At 71.0% G+C, this 17,115-nt stretch carries 18 protein-coding genes and 1 pseudogene; 8 read left to right on the forward strand and 11 right to left on the reverse strand.

Annotated elements, in window-relative coordinates; all coding sequences use genetic code 11:
* Nucleotides 1-25: 25 nt before the first annotated feature.
* Entirely contained in the window at nt 26-568 is a 543-nt protein-coding gene (locus HNR10_RS05665) for an ABATE domain-containing protein (protein WP_179821401.1), read from the reverse strand.
* 102 nt (nt 569-670) lie between these two features.
* On the opposite strand from HNR10_RS05665, the gene HNR10_RS05670 reads away from it, so the two are divergent.
* Nucleotides 671-958: a hypothetical protein gene (locus HNR10_RS05670; protein ID WP_179821403.1), complete on the forward strand. Its 288-nt coding sequence runs from the start codon at nt 671-673 to the stop codon at nt 956-958.
* A 137-nt stretch (nt 959-1,095) separates the two neighbouring features.
* Here HNR10_RS05670 and HNR10_RS05675 read toward each other — a convergent pair whose 3' ends face one another.
* The 5 genes from HNR10_RS05675 to HNR10_RS05695 form a co-directional block, all read right to left on the reverse strand.
* Nucleotides 1,096-1,971, reverse strand: coding sequence for a PadR family transcriptional regulator (locus HNR10_RS05675; protein ID WP_179821404.1), 876 nt, complete (start codon nt 1,969-1,971; stop codon nt 1,096-1,098).
* A 153-nt stretch (nt 1,972-2,124) separates the two neighbouring features.
* Nucleotides 2,125-5,688 carry a DNA polymerase III subunit alpha gene (gene dnaE / locus HNR10_RS05680; protein WP_179821406.1) on the reverse strand — a complete coding sequence of 1,188 codons (3,564 nt, stop codon included), beginning with the start codon at nt 5,686-5,688 and terminating at the stop codon, nt 2,125-2,127.
* 407 nt (nt 5,689-6,095) lie between these two features.
* Nucleotides 6,096-6,347, reverse strand: coding sequence for a DUF397 domain-containing protein (locus tag HNR10_RS05685; RefSeq protein ID WP_179821408.1), 252 nt, complete (start codon nt 6,345-6,347; stop codon nt 6,096-6,098).
* The gene (locus tag HNR10_RS05690) at nt 6,344-6,982 is read right to left on the reverse strand and encodes a DUF5753 domain-containing protein (RefSeq protein WP_312889478.1); all 639 of its coding nucleotides are present in this window, start codon (nt 6,980-6,982) and stop codon (nt 6,344-6,346) included. Before HNR10_RS05690 ends, HNR10_RS05685 begins: the two co-directional genes overlap by 4 nt.
* A complete protein-coding gene (locus tag HNR10_RS05695; RefSeq protein WP_179821411.1) occupies nt 6,925-7,221 on the reverse strand; it encodes a helix-turn-helix transcriptional regulator in 297 nt (98 codons plus the stop codon). The genes HNR10_RS05690 and HNR10_RS05695 overlap by 58 nt, the downstream gene beginning before the upstream one ends.
* Before the next feature lie 271 nt (nt 7,222-7,492).
* Between HNR10_RS05695 and HNR10_RS05700 the strand changes: the two genes are divergently transcribed.
* Nucleotides 7,493-7,885, forward strand: a complete 393-nt coding sequence (locus tag HNR10_RS05700) for a hypothetical protein (RefSeq protein WP_179821413.1) — start codon at nt 7,493-7,495, stop codon at nt 7,883-7,885.
* 9 nt (nt 7,886-7,894) lie between these two features.
* Here the strand turns inward: HNR10_RS05700 and HNR10_RS05705 are convergent, their stop codons facing one another.
* The gene (locus HNR10_RS05705; protein WP_179821415.1) at nt 7,895-8,752 is read right to left on the reverse strand and encodes a hypothetical protein; all 858 of its coding nucleotides are present in this window, start codon (nt 8,750-8,752) and stop codon (nt 7,895-7,897) included.
* A 233-nt stretch (nt 8,753-8,985) separates the two neighbouring features.
* Here HNR10_RS05705 and HNR10_RS31095 point away from each other — a divergent pair.
* Nucleotides 8,986-9,099: pseudogene (locus HNR10_RS31095) on the forward strand (endonuclease/exonuclease/phosphatase family protein); the annotation flags it as partial.
* A 25-nt stretch (nt 9,100-9,124) separates the two neighbouring features.
* On the opposite strand, the gene HNR10_RS05710 reads toward HNR10_RS31095, so the two are convergent.
* From HNR10_RS05710 to HNR10_RS05720, 3 genes are all read right to left on the reverse strand, one after another.
* Entirely contained in the window at nt 9,125-9,433 is a 309-nt protein-coding gene (locus HNR10_RS05710; RefSeq protein WP_179821417.1) for a chorismate mutase, read from the reverse strand.
* Nucleotides 9,434-9,854: 421 nt separating this feature from the next.
* Nucleotides 9,855-10,514 (reverse strand): PaaI family thioesterase, encoded by a 660-nt coding sequence (locus tag HNR10_RS05715; RefSeq protein ID WP_179821418.1) that lies wholly within the window; start codon nt 10,512-10,514, stop codon nt 9,855-9,857.
* Between the two features lie 125 nt (nt 10,515-10,639).
* Nucleotides 10,640-11,104, reverse strand: a complete 465-nt coding sequence (locus tag HNR10_RS05720) for a GNAT family N-acetyltransferase (RefSeq protein WP_179821420.1) — start codon at nt 11,102-11,104, stop codon at nt 10,640-10,642.
* 87 nt (nt 11,105-11,191) lie between these two features.
* On the opposite strand from HNR10_RS05720, the gene HNR10_RS05725 reads away from it, so the two are divergent.
* The 4 genes from HNR10_RS05725 to HNR10_RS05740 all read left to right on the forward strand — a co-directional run bounded on the left by HNR10_RS05725 (nt 11,192) and on the right by HNR10_RS05740 (nt 15,032).
* Nucleotides 11,192-12,049 carry an AraC family transcriptional regulator gene (locus HNR10_RS05725; protein WP_179821421.1) on the forward strand — a complete coding sequence of 286 codons (858 nt, stop codon included), beginning with the start codon at nt 11,192-11,194 and terminating at the stop codon, nt 12,047-12,049.
* A gap of 95 nt (nt 12,050-12,144) precedes the next feature.
* The gene (locus HNR10_RS05730; RefSeq protein WP_376769735.1) at nt 12,145-12,867 is read left to right on the forward strand and encodes an AzlC family ABC transporter permease; all 723 of its coding nucleotides are present in this window, start codon (nt 12,145-12,147) and stop codon (nt 12,865-12,867) included.
* Nucleotides 12,864-13,181 (forward strand): AzlD domain-containing protein, encoded by a 318-nt coding sequence (locus HNR10_RS05735; RefSeq protein ID WP_179821423.1) that lies wholly within the window; start codon nt 12,864-12,866, stop codon nt 13,179-13,181. Before HNR10_RS05730 ends, HNR10_RS05735 begins: the two co-directional genes overlap by 4 nt.
* A gap of 177 nt (nt 13,182-13,358) precedes the next feature.
* Nucleotides 13,359-15,032, forward strand: coding sequence for a thiamine pyrophosphate-dependent enzyme (locus HNR10_RS05740; RefSeq protein ID WP_179821425.1), 1,674 nt, complete (start codon nt 13,359-13,361; stop codon nt 15,030-15,032).
* Between the two features lie 124 nt (nt 15,033-15,156).
* On the opposite strand, the gene HNR10_RS05745 is transcribed toward HNR10_RS05740, so the two are convergent.
* Complete coding sequence (locus tag HNR10_RS05745) at nt 15,157-16,062, reverse strand: LysR family transcriptional regulator (RefSeq protein WP_179821427.1); 906 nt, start codon at nt 16,060-16,062, stop codon at nt 15,157-15,159.
* Between the two features lie 73 nt (nt 16,063-16,135).
* Between HNR10_RS05745 and HNR10_RS05750 the strand changes: the two genes are divergently transcribed.
* Nucleotides 16,136-17,104 (forward strand): DMT family transporter, encoded by a 969-nt coding sequence (locus tag HNR10_RS05750; RefSeq protein ID WP_179821429.1) that lies wholly within the window; start codon nt 16,136-16,138, stop codon nt 17,102-17,104.
* Nucleotides 17,105-17,115: the final 11 nt, after the last annotated feature.

Raw genomic sequence — 17,115 nt, forward strand, 5'->3', positions numbered from 1 at the left:
CGGGGACGGATGGTGATGGCTGGGCTCAGGCGACGGGTCGGCGCCGACCGGCGCGCGCCCGGTTCCCGCAGGCCACCGTGCACCACGCCTGATCCCGGCGCGTGCGCAGGAAGTACATACCGCAGCTGGGCGCGTCGCAGCGCCGCAGGCGTTCGCGGCCCTCCCCCGCCACCAGTTCGAGCGCGCGCCGGGCCAGCGCGGCACGGGCGCCGCCGCCCGCCTCCGTGTGGCCGAGCCGACCGTCCGCTTCCAGACGCACGGTGACGGGAGCCTCGGCGGCCAGGGCGTTGAGACCCTCGCGCGCGTGGTCGGGTACCGCCCCTCCCCGCGCCACGGAGTCCACCGCGGCGCGGACGAGCGTCCGCAGGGAGCGCAGCTCCGCGGTCGGCTCCTCCGCGAGCGCGCGGTCGCCGAGCCGTGCGCGCCACACGGCGCGCAGGCCCGGGTCGGTGAGGAAGTCGATGTCACCGTGCCCGGGGCCGGCCCCGACGACCACGGTGTTGGTCAGGTCCAGAACCGGGTGTTCGTGGCCGATCCACGGCATGTCGTCGAACTCGCGCAGCGCCATAGCGCCAACCTACCGGATTCGCCCACCTGAATCCGTGATACCTTCACGTCACGGATTTGGATGATCGAATCCGTGACTAACGAGCAGAGGGACGGGTCAGCCATGACACTGGAGTACGTGCGCTTCGAGACCGACGACGCCGAGGCCCTGGCCGCCGGCCGCGACGCACTCGTGGAGCGCTTGAGGGAGCGGTACGGCTCCGGTTTCGTCAGTGCCCAGCTGGTGCGCTACGACGACGGCAGCATCGGCGACGTCATCCTGTGGGCCACCCGCGAGGAGGCCGAGCGCGCGGCCAAGGAAATGCCGACCGATCCGGCCGCCGCCGGTTTCTTCGGTCGGATCACGACCGTCCACGAAATGCGCCACGCCGAAGTCCTGCACAGCGCGTGAGTCGGGCGCGCCGGACGCCTCCCCCACGGACGCCGTGACCGACACGAACGGTGCCCGCGGGCGGAGATCCTCCGCCCGCGGGCGCCGTCACGTGTGGGGGCCGCGGCACGGCCGCCAGACCGTGGTGTCCCGGCGGGTCAGTCCTCGTCCTCGTCGACGCCCGTGTCAGGGGCGCCCGGGGCGGCCGGTTCGGGGGCCTCCTCGGCGAGGATCCGGTACAGGCTCCTCGTCGAGTCGCCCAGGAGCCGCTTGGCCCGTTCCACCTGCTCGTCCGTGCCCGCCTGCACGACCTGCGCGGCGGCGGCGCTCAGCTGGTAGGCGAGAGCACTGATCTCCTCGTAGCGGGACCGGCTGTCGGCGTAGGCGTCGGCCACCGCCTCCCAGGGCGGGGTGAGCCCGGCGGCGTTCTCCTCCAGGTAGTCGACGCCCTCCTCCGTCAGCCGGTAGGGGCGTCGGCGGCCCTCGCCCTCCTCCTGGACGACCAGGCCCTCGTCCTCCAGCTGCTGGAGCATCGGGTAGACCGAGCCGGGGCTGGGGCGCCACATCCCGCCGCTGCGCTCGCGACCCTCGCGGATGATCTCGTAGCCGCTGCGCGACTCCTCCGCGAGCAGCAGGAGGATGCCGGTACGCACGTCACCGCGCTTGGCGCGGTGTCCGCCGCGGCCGCCGCGCCCGCCTCGGCCGGGCCCGAAGCCACCGCCAGGGCCGAACCCGCCGAAGCCGGGGCCGTGGCCGTGACCGAAGGGCCCGCCTCCCCACGGCGGCACGCCGGGAGGCGTCTGGGGCGGCGGCGGTCCGAACGGAGGCTGGGGCGGGGTGGGCGGGGGTGGGCCGAACCGGGCCCGGTGCTCGTGCGGCCCCTCGTCGTGATGGGCCTCGTGGTGGCCGCGCAGCCGGTCGCGGGGGTCGTCGCCCGGGGCCCAGCCCCAGAATCCGCGCGAGCGTCCGGGACGGCCGGAGCGTCCGCCGCGCGCGTTCCAGGACCAGGGGCCGGGAAGTGCCATGGCGCTCATGGTGTTCTCCTTAGATCGATATAGCGCGACTGTCTTACCGTGTCGCGATAGCTCAAAGATATATCGCTAACTCGATCGTGGCAAGCGCGAGCACGAAAAAAGTCCCCGCGTGCCGCAAGGGCACGCGGGGACTCGGGGTTGTGGGTCCGGCGGTCAGTAGTCGACCGCGTACGCCCCCAGCAGGCTCTTCATCTCACCGTTGAACTCCGGGGAGATCCGCACCGTGTACCGGTCCACGGCGTAGATCCGCGAGCGGACCGGGTTGTCCACCCGGATGCGGACCGGGGTCTCGCCCTTGTGGGTGTCCAGCACCTGGCGCAGGTCGGCCACGAGCTCCGGGGTGAGCCGCTTCTCGTCCACGGTCAGCAGGACCGGCGGCTCCCCCTCGGTGACGTGGGAGATGTCCAGGATCGACATCTCCGAGGCGAACATCGAGTACGTGCCGTCGCGGTCGTTGAGCCGGCCCTTGACCGTGACCGCGGTGTCCTCCAGCAGGGCGTCCACGTACAGCGGGTACGTCTTGGGGAAGAACAGGACCTCCATCGAGGCGTCCAGGTCCTCCACCGTGGCGATCGCCCACTGGTTGCCCGCCTTGTTGGTGCGCTTGTCCACCTTGGAGATCAGCCCCGCGATCCGCACCTCTCCGCGTTCGCGCGCCATCTCCCCCGCCACGACCTGCGCGATCGAGGTGTCCCGCGAGCGCGCCAGCACCCGCTCGGCTCCGGCCAGCGGGTGGCTGGAGACGTACAGGCCCAGCATCTCCCGCTCGAAGGCGAGCTTGGTCTTGCGGTCCCACTCCTCGTCGCCCCAGTTGATGTTGAGCCCGATGGGGGTGGAGTCCTCGTCGCCCTCGCCTCCGCCGAAAAGGTCGAACTGGCCGTGCGCCTCCTGCTTCTTGGAGCTGATCATGCCGTCCACCGCGGTCTCGTGGTGGCGGTACAGCTCACGGCGCGGCTGACCCAGGGAGTCGAATCCACCCGCCTTGACCAGGGACTCGATGACCCTCTTGTTGCAGGCGGCCAGTTCGATCTTGGACAGGAAGTCGGTGAAGGAGCTGAACTTGCCCTTCTCCGTGCGGGTCTTGATGATCGAGTTGACCACGTTCGCGCCGACGTTGCGGACCGCGCCCATACCGAAGCGGATGTCCCGGCCGACCGGGGTGAAGCGCAGACCCGACTCGTTGACGTCCGGCGGCAGCACCTTGATGCCCTGCGCGCGGCACTCGGCCAGGTAGACCGCCATCTTGTCCTTGTCGTCACTGACCGAGGTCAGCAGCGCGGCCATGTACGCGGCGGGGTAGTTGGCCTTGAGGTAGGCGGTCCAGTACGCGACGAGAGCGTATCCGGCCGCGTGCGACTTGTTGAACGCGTACCCGGCGAAGGGGAGCATGACGTCCCAGATCGCCTGCATGGACTCCCGGGAGAAGCCCTTCTCGATCATCCCGGCGGAGAACTTCTCGTACTCCTTCTCCAGGGCCTCCTTCTTCTTCTTGCCCATGGCCCGACGCATCAGGTCGGCGCCGCCCAGGCTGTACCCGGCCATCTGCTGGGCGATGGCCATGATCTGCTCCTGGTAGACGATCAGGTGGTACGTCTCGCCGAGGATCGGGTCCAGGGCTTCCTTGAGCTCGGGGTGGATGGGGGTGACGTCCTGGCGCCCGTTCGACCTGTCGGCGTAGTCGTTGTGCGCGTTGGCGGCCATCGGGCCGGGCCGGTACAGCGAGATCACGGCCGTGATGTCGCCGAAGTTCTTCGGCTCCATCCGCTTGAGCAGGTTGCGCATCGCGCCACCGTCCAGCTGGAACACGCCCAGGGTGTCGCCCCGCGCCAGGAGCTTGTAGGCCTTCTTGTCGTCGAGGGGGACCTTGGACATGTCCAGGTCCACGCCGTCGGCTTCCTTGATGCTCTTGACCGCGTCATCGATGATCGTGAGGTTGCGCAGGCCCAGGAAGTCCATCTTGAGCAGACCCATGTCCTCGCACTGAGGGTAGGGAAAGCCGGTGATGATGGCGCCGTCGGTGTCGCGCTTGTGCAGCGGGATGACGTCGAGCAGCGGATCGCGGGACAGGATGACGCCGGCGGCGTGGACGCCCGTACCGCGGGTCAGGCCCTCGATACCGCGCGCCGTCTCCATGACCTTGGAGACCTGGGGGTCGTTGTCGACCAGGTTGCGCAGCTCCGTGGTCTCCGGGTACCGCTCGTGGTCGGTGTTGAAGACCGCGTCCAGGGGGATCTCCGCCCCGCCCACGGCGGCGGGGAAGGCCTTGGTGATCTGGTCGCCCACCGAGTAGGGCATACCGAGGATGCGCGTGGAGTCCTTCACGGCGGCCTTGGCCTTGATGGTGCCGAAGGTGAGGATCTGCGCGACGCGCTCCTCGCCGTACAGGCGGGTGACGTAGTCGATCATCTCGGTGCGCCGACGCTCGTCGAAGTCCAGGTCGACATCGGGCATGCTGACGCGTTCCGGGTTGAGGAACCGTTCGAACAGCAGGCCGTGCGCCATCGGGTCCAGGTCGGTGATGCCCAGGACGTAGGCGATCATCGAGCCGGCGGCCGAGCCACGGCCCGGTCCCAGCGCGATGCCCTCCCGGCGCGCGTACTGGCAGATGTCGGCGACGACGAGGAAGTAGGCCGGGAAGCCCATCTCGTTGATGATGCCGAGTTCGTAGTCGACGCGCCGACGGTACTCGTCGCTGACCCCGTCGGGATAGCGGTTGGGCAGGCAGCGCTCGACCTCCTTCCGCAGCCAGGACGACTCGGTCTCGCCCTCGGGGATGGGGAAGGCGGGCATGAGGTCGCGGTGGGCGAACACCGAGTCGTAGGCGTCGGGCTCGATCCGCTCGGCGATGAGCAGGGTGTTCTTGCAGCCCTGGGCCCATTCGTCGAAGTTCAGCAGGCCCCGCATCTCGTCCGGGGTCTTGAGGTAGTAGCCCGAGCCGTTGAAGCGGAAGCGGGTGGGGTCGTCCAGGTTCTTGCCCACACCCACAGCCAGCAGCGCGTCGTGCGCGGAGGCCTGGCTCTCGTAGACGTAGTGGGAGTCGTTGGTCACCAGCGGCGGGATGTCCAGCTCGCGGCCGACCTTGAGCAGGCCGTCGCGGACCTGCTTCTCGATGTCCACGCCGTGGTCCATCAGCTCCAGGAAGACGTTCTCCTTGCCGAAGATGTCCTGGAGCTTGGCGGCGTACTCGATGGCCTCCTTCTCCTGCCCCAGCCGCAGCCGGGTCTGCACACCGCCCGACGGGCATCCCGTGGAGACGATGATGCCCTCGCTGTTCTCCGCCATGAGGTCCAGGTCCATCCGGGGCTTCATGTAGTAGCCCTCCATGGACGCCAGCGAGGACATCTTGAAGAGGTTGCGCAGCCCGGTGGCGTTCTGCGCCAGCATCGTCATATGGAGGTAGCGGCCGCCCCCGGAGATGTCCTTGCCGCCCTCGGCCGCGGCGTCGTCGGAACCGCTGGCCCGACCCCAGAACACCCGCTTCTTGTGGAAGCGCGACTCCGGCGCGACGTAGGCCTCGATGCCGATGATGGGCTTGACGCCCGAGCCCTTGGACTGCTGGTAGAACTCGTACGCCCCGAACATGTTGCCGTGGTCGGTCATGGCGACCGCAGGCATCTCCAGCCGCGCGGCCTCCTTGAACAGGGGCTTCAGCTTCGCGGCGCCGTCCAGCATCGAGTACTCGGTGTGGACGTGCAGATGGGTGAACGAGTCGGCCATGGCTCGGGTGCCCCCAGGAGGGTGGATGGACTGGTGATGCTCCCGAGCCTACGACTTTCCCACGACTCTCGCGGCCCCCTGTGGACAACCGACTGGACTCGTGCCACGAAGACACGAGCCCAGCGGTGAGAGGGGGTCCTGGATCAGGATGTTGTTCTCACGGGCGTAGTGGCGGACGAAGGCGTCCATCTCCGACTCGGCCATGAGGACACATGACTCGCGACCCGTACCCACAGGCGGTCACAGGACCTTCGGGCATCTCGGGCGCCTGCTCACAGAGTGGCGGTGACCACCACCCGCCGTTCCCCGACCATGCGCACCGCTTTGGGACGTGCGTCTCACGAACAACATGGACGAAACTCGCTCACTGACCGAGCGAAAACCGTTCATCGAGGTTTCAGAAGGAGTCAGCCGCGCCCAGCGGACGTGAGGAAGGCACTCCACTCACTCGCGCCAAAGGAGAAGTAGCCCAAGCCGGGGTTCTTGGAGTCGCGAAGATGCATGTGGCACGCACCCTCCGCCACCTCCACGCAGTCGCCGCCCTTGCTCCCGCTGTAGCTAGACTTCCACCAGTCCGCCGCCACCTCCACGCACGCGCCACCCTGGTTGCTGCTGTAGCTCGACTTTCTCCAGCCGAAATCCGCGGACGTCTTCCTCATGGTTCTCCCAACATGCTCGCGATCATCTGCAGGGACTCCTCTACGGACAGCGCCTTCTCACAGATCGCGTTGAAGGACAGCATCCGTTCGGCAACCTCCTGCTCGATGGTCGTGATGTGCGCGGTACCTGGAGCTTCGGCGTAAACAGCGCGCTCCTCAGGCAGCTGAAGTATCACCATCATTCCACTCAGACCCGCGTGCGCCCGCCGCTCGAATGGCATGACTTGGATCTTGATACGCCTATCACGCCCAGCGACCACGAGCCTCTCAAGCTGCGCGCGGAAGACCGAATCGTCGCCTACCGGACGCCGGAGCACCGCTTCATCCAGAACGAACCAGAGCAGCGGAGGGGTGTCCGAGCGCAGAATCTCCTGACGCCGCAAGCGTCCCTGAACCTGCCGTTCGACCTCTTCATCGGTCATCGGCGGGTAGTACGAACGAAGCAGATCCCGTGCGTAGTCCTCGGTTTGGAGCAGGCCAGGTACGGTCTGGCTCGCGAACTCCATGATGACTTTGGCCTCGCTCTCAAGCGCGGCGTAGGGCCTGAACCAACTCTTGTAGACGTCATTGGCGCTTTCTAAGAGGGGCAGTATCCGGCCGAGGGCGCCCCGGTTTCCAGCACTTCGTCGCAGTATTCGGTGAACTTGGACGTGACCGTGTCACCCTCGCGGGCGTCCAGCGGCGACCGTTTGGCGGTCTCGATCATCGAGACCATGGACTTGGAGTACGGGATCTGATCGGCGAGCAGCGCCTGCGTCAGACCCGCTGCCTCGCGATGGCGCTTGAGTTCGCTCGCGTAGTACCTGAGCGCGAGTGGGGTGGCGCCCTGCGACTCGTCCGTCTCTTCCTCAGGAACAATGTGCAGATCGGTCACAGCGGCACTCCGGGAGGGGGTGAGGGGTGAAGTCACCGGCCATCGCGGTGACTCGGCCTTCTCAGCGTAGTTCTACGTTCACTGTCGGTGGGGGCTTTCCACAGGCCGAGTTCGGTCACCTGGTCACCGTTCCTTCATCCGTGGTCACAGCGGATGGCGCCTGCCCACAGCCCTCCGCACGCCCACCCGGCATTTCGGGCGTGAACCCACAGCTCTCGTGGTGAGCGGGAACCGGTAGCGCAGGGTGACGTTCGTGTCCCAGCCTCAGTGCATGGAGAACAACAGCACGCGCCAGTCCATCCTTCTGGCGATCACGCCCGAAGCGCTGCGCGCCGAAGCCGATGCCCTGGCCACCGAGGAAGCCCCACGAAGGTTCGCGGTCTTCGCGATGGACGACGACGAGCAGGACGGCGTCATCCTCGCGTGGGGTCAGTACTTCGGTGACGGCCGTGTCGTCCTCACCGGGGACGCCGCGCCCATCCACGGAAGGTTCGGCTCCCTTCGCTCCGCCCTCCGTGTGTGCTCTCGCGGTGACACTCAGACGTACGTGTCCTGGGTCGATCCGGCACCGAAGCCGGAGGCGGTTCCGAGCATGCGGACGACCCGTGCCGACGCGGCGGTACCCGACCTCCAGGCCATCGTAGGAACGGGGGAAACGCTCTGACGGGGCGAGTCAGCGGGGTCGGAGGGTGCGGGCGAGGTCGCGCAGCCAGGGCTCGCGGAAGGCCGGTTCGCCGGTGAGCACGCGATGGATCCGGGAGCGGGCCGCGGTCGTGCGGCCGTGCCGGTAGACCGCCACCGCCTCGGCCAGGGCCGCCCTGGCGCCCTCGTCGTGGCGGGGAACCGTGACGTCGGGGTCGGCCCAGCGGGTACGCCGGAACGACAGCGCGGTCTTGGGCTGGTCGTTGCCCAGGTAGCGCCACAGCCACATCGGGATGGAGACGTTGCGTACGGCGCTGGCGGGCAGTTCGCGCACCCAGTCCTCGTGCTGCTGCCACCGCCAGGTGTTCGGGCTGGTCTTCCCCCGCGCCGTGATCCCCACGTACCGCAGCTTGGTGCGGATCACGCTCCACGAGGCGCGCTCGTCCTCGATCCAGTCCCGCAGGTGCCGATGCAGGTTGGTGAACGTGGACCCGTGCAGGACGAGGTCGACGAGGACCACCGGTCTCCTACGGCGCGCAAGGCGTTCGGGCGACAGCCCCGACGCGGTCAGGTTGGCTCGGAGCTGGGTCCGCTCGGCGGGGTCGAGACCCTGGCCGTCCAACCCGTACAGCGACAGGGGCAGCTGGTCGAGGCGGTCCTGGTGGGGTGCGTCGGACAGAGCGCCGCTGAGCAGGTCGAACAGGCTGTCGGGTGAGCGGCCCACGAAGAACAGATCGCCGTCGGCACTGCGGGCGAGCACCTTGGCGGCGCAGTCGGTCAGCTCGTCGAGATAGGCGGGGGCGGTGTCGTGCCCGTCGACGAGGGAGCCCAGGCGGTCCCCACGGGCGAGGTCCCACCGGAACGGACGAACGGGTTCGATCGGATCCATAGGTGCCCATTGAAGCAAGGCGGAGAGGCCGGTCCAAGGCCTTTTCGACGCCTGCGGACACACGCTTCGCCCTCCGGGCGGTACCGTTCCCCCACTCCCCGTCCGCGCGAGGATCCCGACCATGCGCCACGCCGGTTCGACCGCCACGATCCTGCTGGCGTCGTCCGGGGTGCGCGCCTTCCCGCCCGCCCCGGGAGCGTCGCCGTCGGTGCCGCCGCCCCGCCGGAGGGCTCGGCGCGGGCGTGTTCCGGCCCGCGCCGGACGACCCGCTGTTCCGGCTCACCGGGGACCATCCGTTCCCGAGCTCCGACCACAGCCTGGTGTGGGTGGACGTGCGGTGCCGGTGAACCGGCCGCCCACGGTGGAGGACCCCTACTCGGACCGGCGCTCGGCGTCCTCCTGAGCGGCGGCCAGACCCGCGCTGATCACGCTGTCCATGATGGCGGCGAGTCGGTCGACCCCCAGGCGCGGCGCGTGCTCGGCCATGCGCTCGACCAGTTCGCGCTCGCGGTGCGGGTCGCGGCCGGCGAAGTACCCGACGGGCTTGAGCCGCTGCACCTGGGCGGCGACGAGCGCACGGCGCTCCAGGAGCGCGGCGAGTTCGGCGTCCATCCGGTCGATGCGGCCGCGGAGTTCGCGGATGCGCTCGTCGGGCGCGGGGGTGGCGGTCGGGATGTGCACGGTGGCCTCCAACGGGTGTGAACCGGGTGCGGCCGTCCGTTCCGCCGGATCGCGTGCGTGGGGAGCGTCGGCCGCCTGGAAAACGAAAGAGCACCGGGGCCGGGTGGCCCGAGTGCTCTGTTGCCGACGTTCCCTGATCCGCCTACGTGAGCGCGGCCGACGGGTGCGTCGGCTGGCTAAACACATAGATGCGGTGGGTCATGAGGATGACTGTACCGTGCCCGGGCGCCGCTTGGGGGTCGTGGGGCGCGTGTTCCCTCCCACGCACGGGAGCGGGAGGCGGGCGTGTGCAGTGGGGGCAGGGTGGGGCACAAGGGGCGTTGTGGGGAGCAAGCGCCGTGGGGCCGCGAGGACGGGTGGGCGCCCGCGGGGAACGCGAGGGGCCCGCGACACCGGAGCGGCGGCCCCGGGGTCCGGGGTCCTACTCCGGGATCTGGACGCGGATCATCAGGGCGGTCGCCTCGGCGGTGACCTCGCCGTGGGCGCGGATCTCGCCGGAGACGAAGACCTTGCGGCCCTCGGTCCGGTCCACGCGGCCGATGACCTCCAGCGGGGTGAACAGCGGCGTGGGCCTGCGGTAGTTCACTTCCAGCTTGGCGGTCAGGCCGGGACTGGTCTCGACCGCGGAGGCGCTGCCGACGGCCTGGTCCAGGAGCGCGGCGACCCAGCCGCCGTGCGCGAGTCCGGGCGGTCCCTGGTAGATGGTGTTGAGCGTGACCTCGCCGCGCAGCCCACCGGGGACGCGTTCGAGGAAGAGCGGCGGGGCGACGGGGCTGGTGTCACCGGAGACGATGTTGGTGATGGTGCCGTACTCGGTCGTCCCGTCCGACATCGTGCGCTCGACCATGGTGCCGATCTGGCGGCGGTCGACGTCGAGCCGACCCGTGAGGTCCTCGACGACGGCGGCGGCCTCGGCCAGGGTCTCCCGGTCGGCCCCGGTGTTGGCGACCACGTCGATGAGGTCGTGCACGCGGGAGACCAGGGAGCGCAGTTCGGCGGGGATGGAGCCGTCCTCGACCACGGGGAGACCGAAGGACCGGGGGTCGGGGGCCTCGGCGACCGGCTGCGTGTGGACCGTCATGTGTTCCTCGTCGGATCGGTGGTGCTGGGGCGTGGAGTCACCCACACCGAACCGAATCCTACTCGGTAGTATCCGAGGGAGACATCTCCGGGACGTGCGCTTCCTGTCACACAGGCCGTGACCGGTCAGTCGAGCCGACGCACCATGTGCAGGTGCGGGATCCCGGCGTCGAGGAACTCCTCGCCGTGCGCCGTGTAGCCGAGCCGCTCGTAGAAGCCGAGGGCGTGCGTCTGGGCGTGCAGCTCCACCGAGGAGAACCCCCGCTCGCGGGCCCGCTCCTCCACCGCCCTGACCAGCGCGGCCCCGGTGCCCGAGCCCCGCCCCTCGGGCAGCACCGCCAGGCGGCCCAGCAGGCCCGACACCCCGCCCGTGCCGCCGTCGGCCGCGCCCTGGTCCACCAGTCGCACCGTGCCGACCGGCACTCCGTCGAGCAGCGCCAGGAACTGGTCCGCGACCGGGTCCCGGTCGTCCCACTCCTCCTCGATGGGGACCTCCTGCTCGGCGACGAACACGGCACCGCGGATGACGAACACCGCGGCGAGGTCGCGGGCGTCCTCGGCCAGGCGGATCACAAGTTCATTCGTGCTCATCCCCGCAGGCTAGCGGGTGCGCCGACGGCGGGCGACCGGGGACCGGCACCGGCCGGCAACCCACACGAGGGGATCTAACCTGGACGTATGGGCCAGCCCAGGGACGTACACCCAGCCGTCGAGGATCCGCGCGCGGAACACGCGCGCTACTGGCGCTTCCCGGGCCTGCCGGGCACCGAGCTGCTCACCGCCCGCTTCGTCACCACCTCGTTCGTCCGGCACACGCATCCCACGTACACCATCGGCGTGATCACCGACGGCATCGAGGAGTACTCGCACCCCGGGGGCCGCGCACGCGTGGGCCCGGGCGGACTGGCCGTCGTCGGCCCGGGCGAGGTGCACACCGGACACGCCGGTGTCCCCGAGGGCTGGGGCTACCGGGTCTTCTACCCCTCCCCCGAGGTCGTCGAGGGCATCGCCGGTGAACTCGGCATCCGCGGGACGCCCGCCTTCACCGAATCCGGCATCCACGCGCCGGAGGTCGCGCGGATCCTGGTCAACGCCCACCTGGCGGCCGACCACGGCGACCCGCTGACCGCCTCGTCCCTGACCAGACAGGGCCTGGGGCTGCTGCTGCGCACGCACGGGCGCGGAACGTCGGCCGAGCCCACCGCGCACTCCGCCCGCCCCGAGGTGGAACGCGCCCGCCGCGTCCTCGCCGCCCGGCTGCTGGACCCGCCCACCCTGGAGGAGCTCGCCGCCGAGGTCGGGATCGGCCCCTTCGCGCTCACTCGGGCCTTCCGCAGCGTCCACGGCCTGCCCCCGCACGCCTACGTCAACCAGTTGCGCGTGGACCGCGCCCGCGCCCTGCTGCGGTCGGGCCATCCGCCGGGCGACGTCGCGGTGCGGGTCGGTTTCGCCGACCAGCCGCACCTCACCCGTCACTTCAAGCTGCACCTGGGCGTGCCGCCCGGCGCCTACCAGCGGGCCCTGCTGACCTCCTGACGGGCGGGCCGCTCCCCGCGCACGACTGCCGCGAACCCGTGCCCGTGCAAGAACGTTCAAGACACCACCGGTCCGCACTTCCTACGGTGCGTCGAGTGAGAACCTTCGCTCTGCTCAAGTCGCCCGCCGTGCGCGACAGCCTGGGGATCGGTGTCGCCGTGGGCGCCGCCGGCCTGGCCTTCGGCACGGCCGCGGTGGCCGCCGGCCTGTCCCCCGCACAGGCCCTGTTCCTCAGCCTGTTCGCGTTCACCGGCGCCTCCCAGTTCGCGCTCGTCGGCGTCATCGCCGGCGGCGGCAGCCTGGTCGCCGGGGTCCTGGGCGCGCTCCTGCTCGGTGCCCGCAACACCCTCTACGGCCTGCGCCTGGCCGACCTCCTCGGCTGGCGCGGTGCCAGGCGCGCCGTCGCCGCGCACGGCGTCATCGACGAGACCGCCGCGGTCACCCTGGCCCAGTCCGACCGGGCCTCGGCCCGCACGGCGTTCGTGACCACCTACGCGGTGCTCGGCTCGTTCTGGGTGGTGACGACCCTGGCGGGCGCGCTGGCCACCGAGCGCGTCAGCGACATGAACGCCTTCGGCCTCGACGCGGTCGGCCCGGCGATCTTCCTCGGCCTGCTGTGGCCCCGGCTGCGCGAGGGCGGCGGCCGGGCGTGGCTGATCGCCGTCGTGGGCGCCGGCGTCGCGCTCGCCGCCACCCCCCTGCTGCCGCCGGGCGTACCGGTGCTGCTCGCGGCGTCCGCCGCCCTGATCGCGCTCATCCGCCCGGTCGGCGCCGCGCCGACGGCCGTGGCCGAACCCGCCGAGGAGGCCCGCGCATGACCCTGTGGATCGCCCTCGTCGCCACCGCGGCGGGCTGCTACCTGCTGAAGTTCGCGGGCCTGGCCGCGCCGCGGCGCCTTCTCGACAACCCCTGGCTGCAGCGGTTCGCCACCGCCGTCCCGCTCGCGCTGCTCGCCGCGCTCATCACCGTGGAGGCCCTGCGCGGCGACGGCCAGGCCCTGTCATGGGACACCGCGCGCATGGCCGGGCTCGGCGCGGCCGTGCTCGCCCTGGCGCTGCGCGCGCCCTTCCTGGTGGTGATCGTCGCGGCGGCGGCCACCACCGCGGGCCTGCGGGCTCTGGGCCTGGCCTGACCCCGCGCGGGGGCGGCCCCAGGTACGGGGTTCTCGCGGGGATCCATGTCCGGTGGCCTGGTCCCACCCGGGGGCGGCCCCCTGCGTCCTTGACCGGTACCGGGGCGGGTGCCAGAGTCGGCCGCACGCGCCCCGGCGCGCCGAGTGGACCTTGCAACGACGGAAGGACCCGCCCTCATGACCCCTGCCCGCCGCCAACCCCCCACCGACACCGCCGCGCACGCGGCCGTGGAGGTCCTGGCCGCCGCCGGGATCCGACGGTGCTACACCGTTCCCGGCGAGAGCTTCCTGGAACTCGCCGACGCCATCGACCGGCATCCCGGGATGTCCCTGGTCTCCACCCGCCACGAGAACGGCGCCGGGTTCATGGCCGAGGCCGACGCCAAGCTCACCGGGGTGCCCGCGGTGGCCGCGGCCACCCGGGGCCCCGGCGCGGCCAACCTCGCCGTGGGCGTGCACACGGCCATGCAGGACTCCACCCCGATGATCGTCTTCCTCGGCCAGGCCGAGACCGAGCGACTCGACCGCGAGGCCTTCCAGGAGGTGGACCTCACCGCGTTCTACGCGCCGATCACCAAGTGGTCCACGACCGTGCACCGCGCCGACCGGTTGGCGGAGATCACCGCCAAGGCGATCCGGATCGCGACGACCGGGCGGCCGGGGCCCGTGGCCATCGCGGTGCCCGGCGACCTGTTCGGTCAGCGGGTGGGCCGCCAGGACCCGCCGGTGCCGTTCCAGGTGCCCCGTCCCCCGCTGTCCGGGGACGACCGCGACCGGCTGGCCGACCTGCTGGCCCGCGCGGTCCGCCCCGTGATCATCGCGGGCGGCGGCGCCCGCGCGGCCAGGGAGGACCTGGTCGCCGTCGCCGAGCGCTTCAGTGCCGGGGTGTACGCGGCGTGGCGGCGCCAGGACGTCTTCCCCAACGACCACCCGCTCTACCTCGGCCACCTGGGTCTGGGGTGCCCGCCCGCGACCCTGGACGCGCTGCGCGAGTCCGACGCCGTCCTGGCGGTCGGCTGCCGGTTGAGCGAGACCACCACGCAGGGCTTCACACTCCCGAGGGGCGGCGCCCGCACGAAGGTGGCGCAGATCGACATCGATCCGGGGCAGGTGGGAGCCACCACCGACCTGTGGTTCGGCGCGGTCGCCGACGCCGGGGAGGCCCTGCGCGCTCTGGCCGCGTCTCCGGTCCGGGCGCCCCACCGCGACTGGAGCGCGGCCCGGCGGGCGTGGGTGGACACGGCCACGGTCCCGCCCGGGGCGGCCGATCACCCCGGTCCGGGCCTGCACCCGTGGTCGGTGGTGGAGGGCATGCGCGAGGCCCTGCCCGAGGACGCCCTGATCACCAACGACGCGGGCAACTTCGCCAGTTTCCTGCACAGGGGATGGTGGTTCCGCCATCCCCGCACGCAGCTGGCCCCCACCAGCGGGGCCATGGGCTACGCCGTGCCGGCGGCGGTGGCGGCCAAGATCGCCGCCCCGGAGCGCACGGTGGTGGCGGTGGCCGGTGACGGCGGGGCGATGATGACCGGCCAGGAGCTGGAGACGGCCGTGCGCGAGGGCGCACCGATCACCGTGGTGGTGTTCCAGAACGGCCTGTACGGCACGATCGCGATGCACCAGGCCCGCGAGCTGGGCAGGATCGCCGGCACGCGGATCAGCGGACCGCTGGACCTGGCCGGGTTCGCGCGGTCGCTGGGGGCGCGGGGCGCGACGGCGCACACACGCGCGGAACTGGAGAAGGCGCTGGTCGAGGCGGTGGACGCCGATCTGCCGACCCTGGTGGACGTGCGCACCGACCCGGACGTCATCAGTCCGTCCGCCACCCTGTCGGACCTGCTGTCCGAGTAGGGCCGAAGGCTCCCGGCCGAAGGATCGCGTCCTCCACGGCGGACGCTGTCCCTGACCGGCCGGGCGCCCGGGTCCGAGTAGGCGCGCGGCCGTCCCGGTCCGACCGGGGCGGCCACGGCGTGCCTCATTCGGTGTAGGTGGCGGCGGCCTCGCGCAGCGCGCGGACGGTGGCCCGGATGGCGGGCCGGCGCGAGGCGTCGGTACGCCAGAACACGTAGACCTGGCGTACCAGCGCGGGCTGGACGGGGACGATGCGCACTCCCTCGGGCACGGTCCCACGGCCCAGCCTGGGCATGACGGCGGCGCCGATCCCCGCGGCGATGAGCGCGAGCTTGGTCTGGTGCTCCTCGACGTTGTGCACGATCCGCGGTTCGGCGCCGCGGGAGCGGATCATGTCGTGGAGCCAGTCGTTGCAGATCGAGGCCTTGGACCAGCTGATCCAGGGCAGGGTGAGGATCTCGTCGATCTCCAGCAGCTCGCGGTGGGCCAGGGGGTGGTCGGCGGGCAGCGCGATGTCACCGATGTCCTCCATGAGCGAGGCGCGGCTCATGCCCGGGGGCAGTTCCAGCGGCGAGCCGACCCAGTCGATGATCATCGCCAGGTCGGCGTCGCCGCGGACCATGGCCGGGAGGCTCTCGTGCGGTTCCTCCTCGTGCAGTTCCAGGCGCAGCCCGGGATGGGCCTCGTGCAGGGCGTTGAGCGCGTGCGGAAGCAGGCCGCGCACGGCGGTGGGGGTACCGGACAGGCGCAGGTGGCCGGTGACGTCGTCGCGGTGGGCCTCCAGTTCGGCCTCGGCGCGCTGGACCATCGACAGGATGCGTGCGGTGTGCTCGACCAGGAGTTCGGCGGCGTCGGTGAGGCGCACGCCCCGGCCGTTGCGTTCGACGAGGGGCTGGCCGGTCTCGCGTTCGAGCTTGGTGAGCTGCTGGGACACGGCCGAATTGGTGACGTGGAGCGCCTGGGCCGCGGCACTGAGGGACCCGTGCACGGCGATGGCGTGGAGGACGCGGAGGCGGTCGACACTGAGCATGTAAGGGATGCTAACTGGTGCCTTAAGAAAAGCGAAGTAGACCTAAGATGTGGGACCACGGTAGAACCAGACCATGTCCGTTCTCGCTCCGTCCGGGGCCTCGCCCGGCACCGCCTCCCGGATCCTGTCCGACTGGCGCGCCAAGTTCGTCCTGCTGGCCCTGATCTGGGGGCTGAGCTTCCTGTTCATCAAGGTCGGAGCACAGGCGCTGACCCCGCTCCAGCTGTCCCTGGGCAGGATGCTCTGCGGCGGCCTCCCCCTGCTGGCCGTCCTGGCCCTGCGCGGTGGACGCGTGCCGCGCTCGCCGCGCCTGTGGTGGCACCTGTTCGTGACGGCGCTGCTGCTCAACACGATCCCCTTCACCCTGTTCGGCTACGCGGCCCAGCTCATCCCGTCCGCGCTGATGGGGATCGTCAACGCCTCGACACCGCTGTTCGCCGTGGTGTTCTCGATGCTGCTGCTCAGCGACGAGCGCCCCGACCTGAACCGGATCCTCGGCCTGGGTGTCGGCTTCCTGGGCGTGCTGACCGTGCTCGGCGTGTGGAACTCCCTGGGCGAGGTCGCCGTGAGCGACCGCGACGCCCAGCTCGGCATGCTGTTCGTCGTCGGCGCGACCGCCTGCTACGGGATCGGAACGCCCTACCTGCGCCGCTTCGTCGCGGGCAGCCCGCACGGCGCCCTGGAGCTGAGCACGCTCCAGCTCCTGCTGGGCGCGGCGCCGCTGGTGCTCCTGGCGCCGGCGCTGGACGGGGTGCCCACGGGGGTGACGTGGCAGGTGGTGGTCTCGGTGGTCCTCCTCGGCTCCCTGGGCACGGGGGCCGCCTACATCCTGCAGTACGCGATCGTGCGCGCCGCCGGGGCGACGGTCGCCACGACGGTGACCTACGTGGTGCCCCTGGTCGCTGTCGTCGCGGGTGTGGTCCTCATGGGAGAGAGCCTGGCCTGGAACCAGCCGCTGGGCGCCGTCGTGATCATCGTGGGCGCCGCCCTGTGCCAGGGCCTGCTGCGGGTCCGACCCGTCAGGCCGACGGACGGCCGCTGATCCGCTCCGCG

It is taken from the genome of Nocardiopsis aegyptia (assembly GCF_013410755.1).
Taxonomy (GTDB): Bacteria; Actinomycetota; Actinomycetes; order Streptosporangiales; family Streptosporangiaceae; genus Nocardiopsis; species Nocardiopsis aegyptia.

Coding starts and splice junctions, on each gene's coding strand:
- HNR10_RS05665 (WP_179821401.1), bottom strand. CDS start 568: ATGGCGCTGCGCGAGTTCGACGACATGCCGTGGATCGGCCACGAACAC.
- HNR10_RS05715 (WP_179821418.1), bottom strand. CDS start 10,514: ATGACGGTCCACACGCAGCCGGTCGCCGAGGCCCCCGACCCCCGGTCC.
- HNR10_RS05720 (WP_179821420.1), bottom strand. CDS start 11,104: ATGAGCACGAATGAACTTGTGATCCGCCTGGCCGAGGACGCCCGCGAC.
- dnaE (WP_179821406.1), bottom strand. CDS start 5,688: ATGGCCGACTCGTTCACCCATCTGCACGTCCACACCGAGTACTCGATG.
- HNR10_RS05685 (WP_179821408.1), bottom strand. CDS start 6,347: ATGAGGAAGACGTCCGCGGATTTCGGCTGGAGAAAGTCGAGCTACAGC.
- HNR10_RS05740 (WP_179821425.1), top strand. CDS start 13,359: ATGACCCCTGCCCGCCGCCAACCCCCCACCGACACCGCCGCGCACGCG.
- HNR10_RS05745 (WP_179821427.1), bottom strand. CDS start 16,062: ATGCTCAGTGTCGACCGCCTCCGCGTCCTCCACGCCATCGCCGTGCAC.
- HNR10_RS05705 (WP_179821415.1), bottom strand. CDS start 8,752: ATGGATCCGATCGAACCCGTTCGTCCGTTCCGGTGGGACCTCGCCCGT.
- HNR10_RS05725 (WP_179821421.1), top strand. CDS start 11,192: ATGGGCCAGCCCAGGGACGTACACCCAGCCGTCGAGGATCCGCGCGCG.
- HNR10_RS05735 (WP_179821423.1), top strand. CDS start 12,864: ATGACCCTGTGGATCGCCCTCGTCGCCACCGCGGCGGGCTGCTACCTG.
- HNR10_RS05750 (WP_179821429.1), top strand. CDS start 16,136: ATGTCCGTTCTCGCTCCGTCCGGGGCCTCGCCCGGCACCGCCTCCCGG.
- HNR10_RS05700 (WP_179821413.1), top strand. CDS start 7,493: ATGGAGAACAACAGCACGCGCCAGTCCATCCTTCTGGCGATCACGCCC.
- HNR10_RS05670 (WP_179821403.1), top strand. CDS start 671: ATGACACTGGAGTACGTGCGCTTCGAGACCGACGACGCCGAGGCCCTG.
- HNR10_RS05675 (WP_179821404.1), bottom strand. CDS start 1,971: ATGAGCGCCATGGCACTTCCCGGCCCCTGGTCCTGGAACGCGCGCGGC.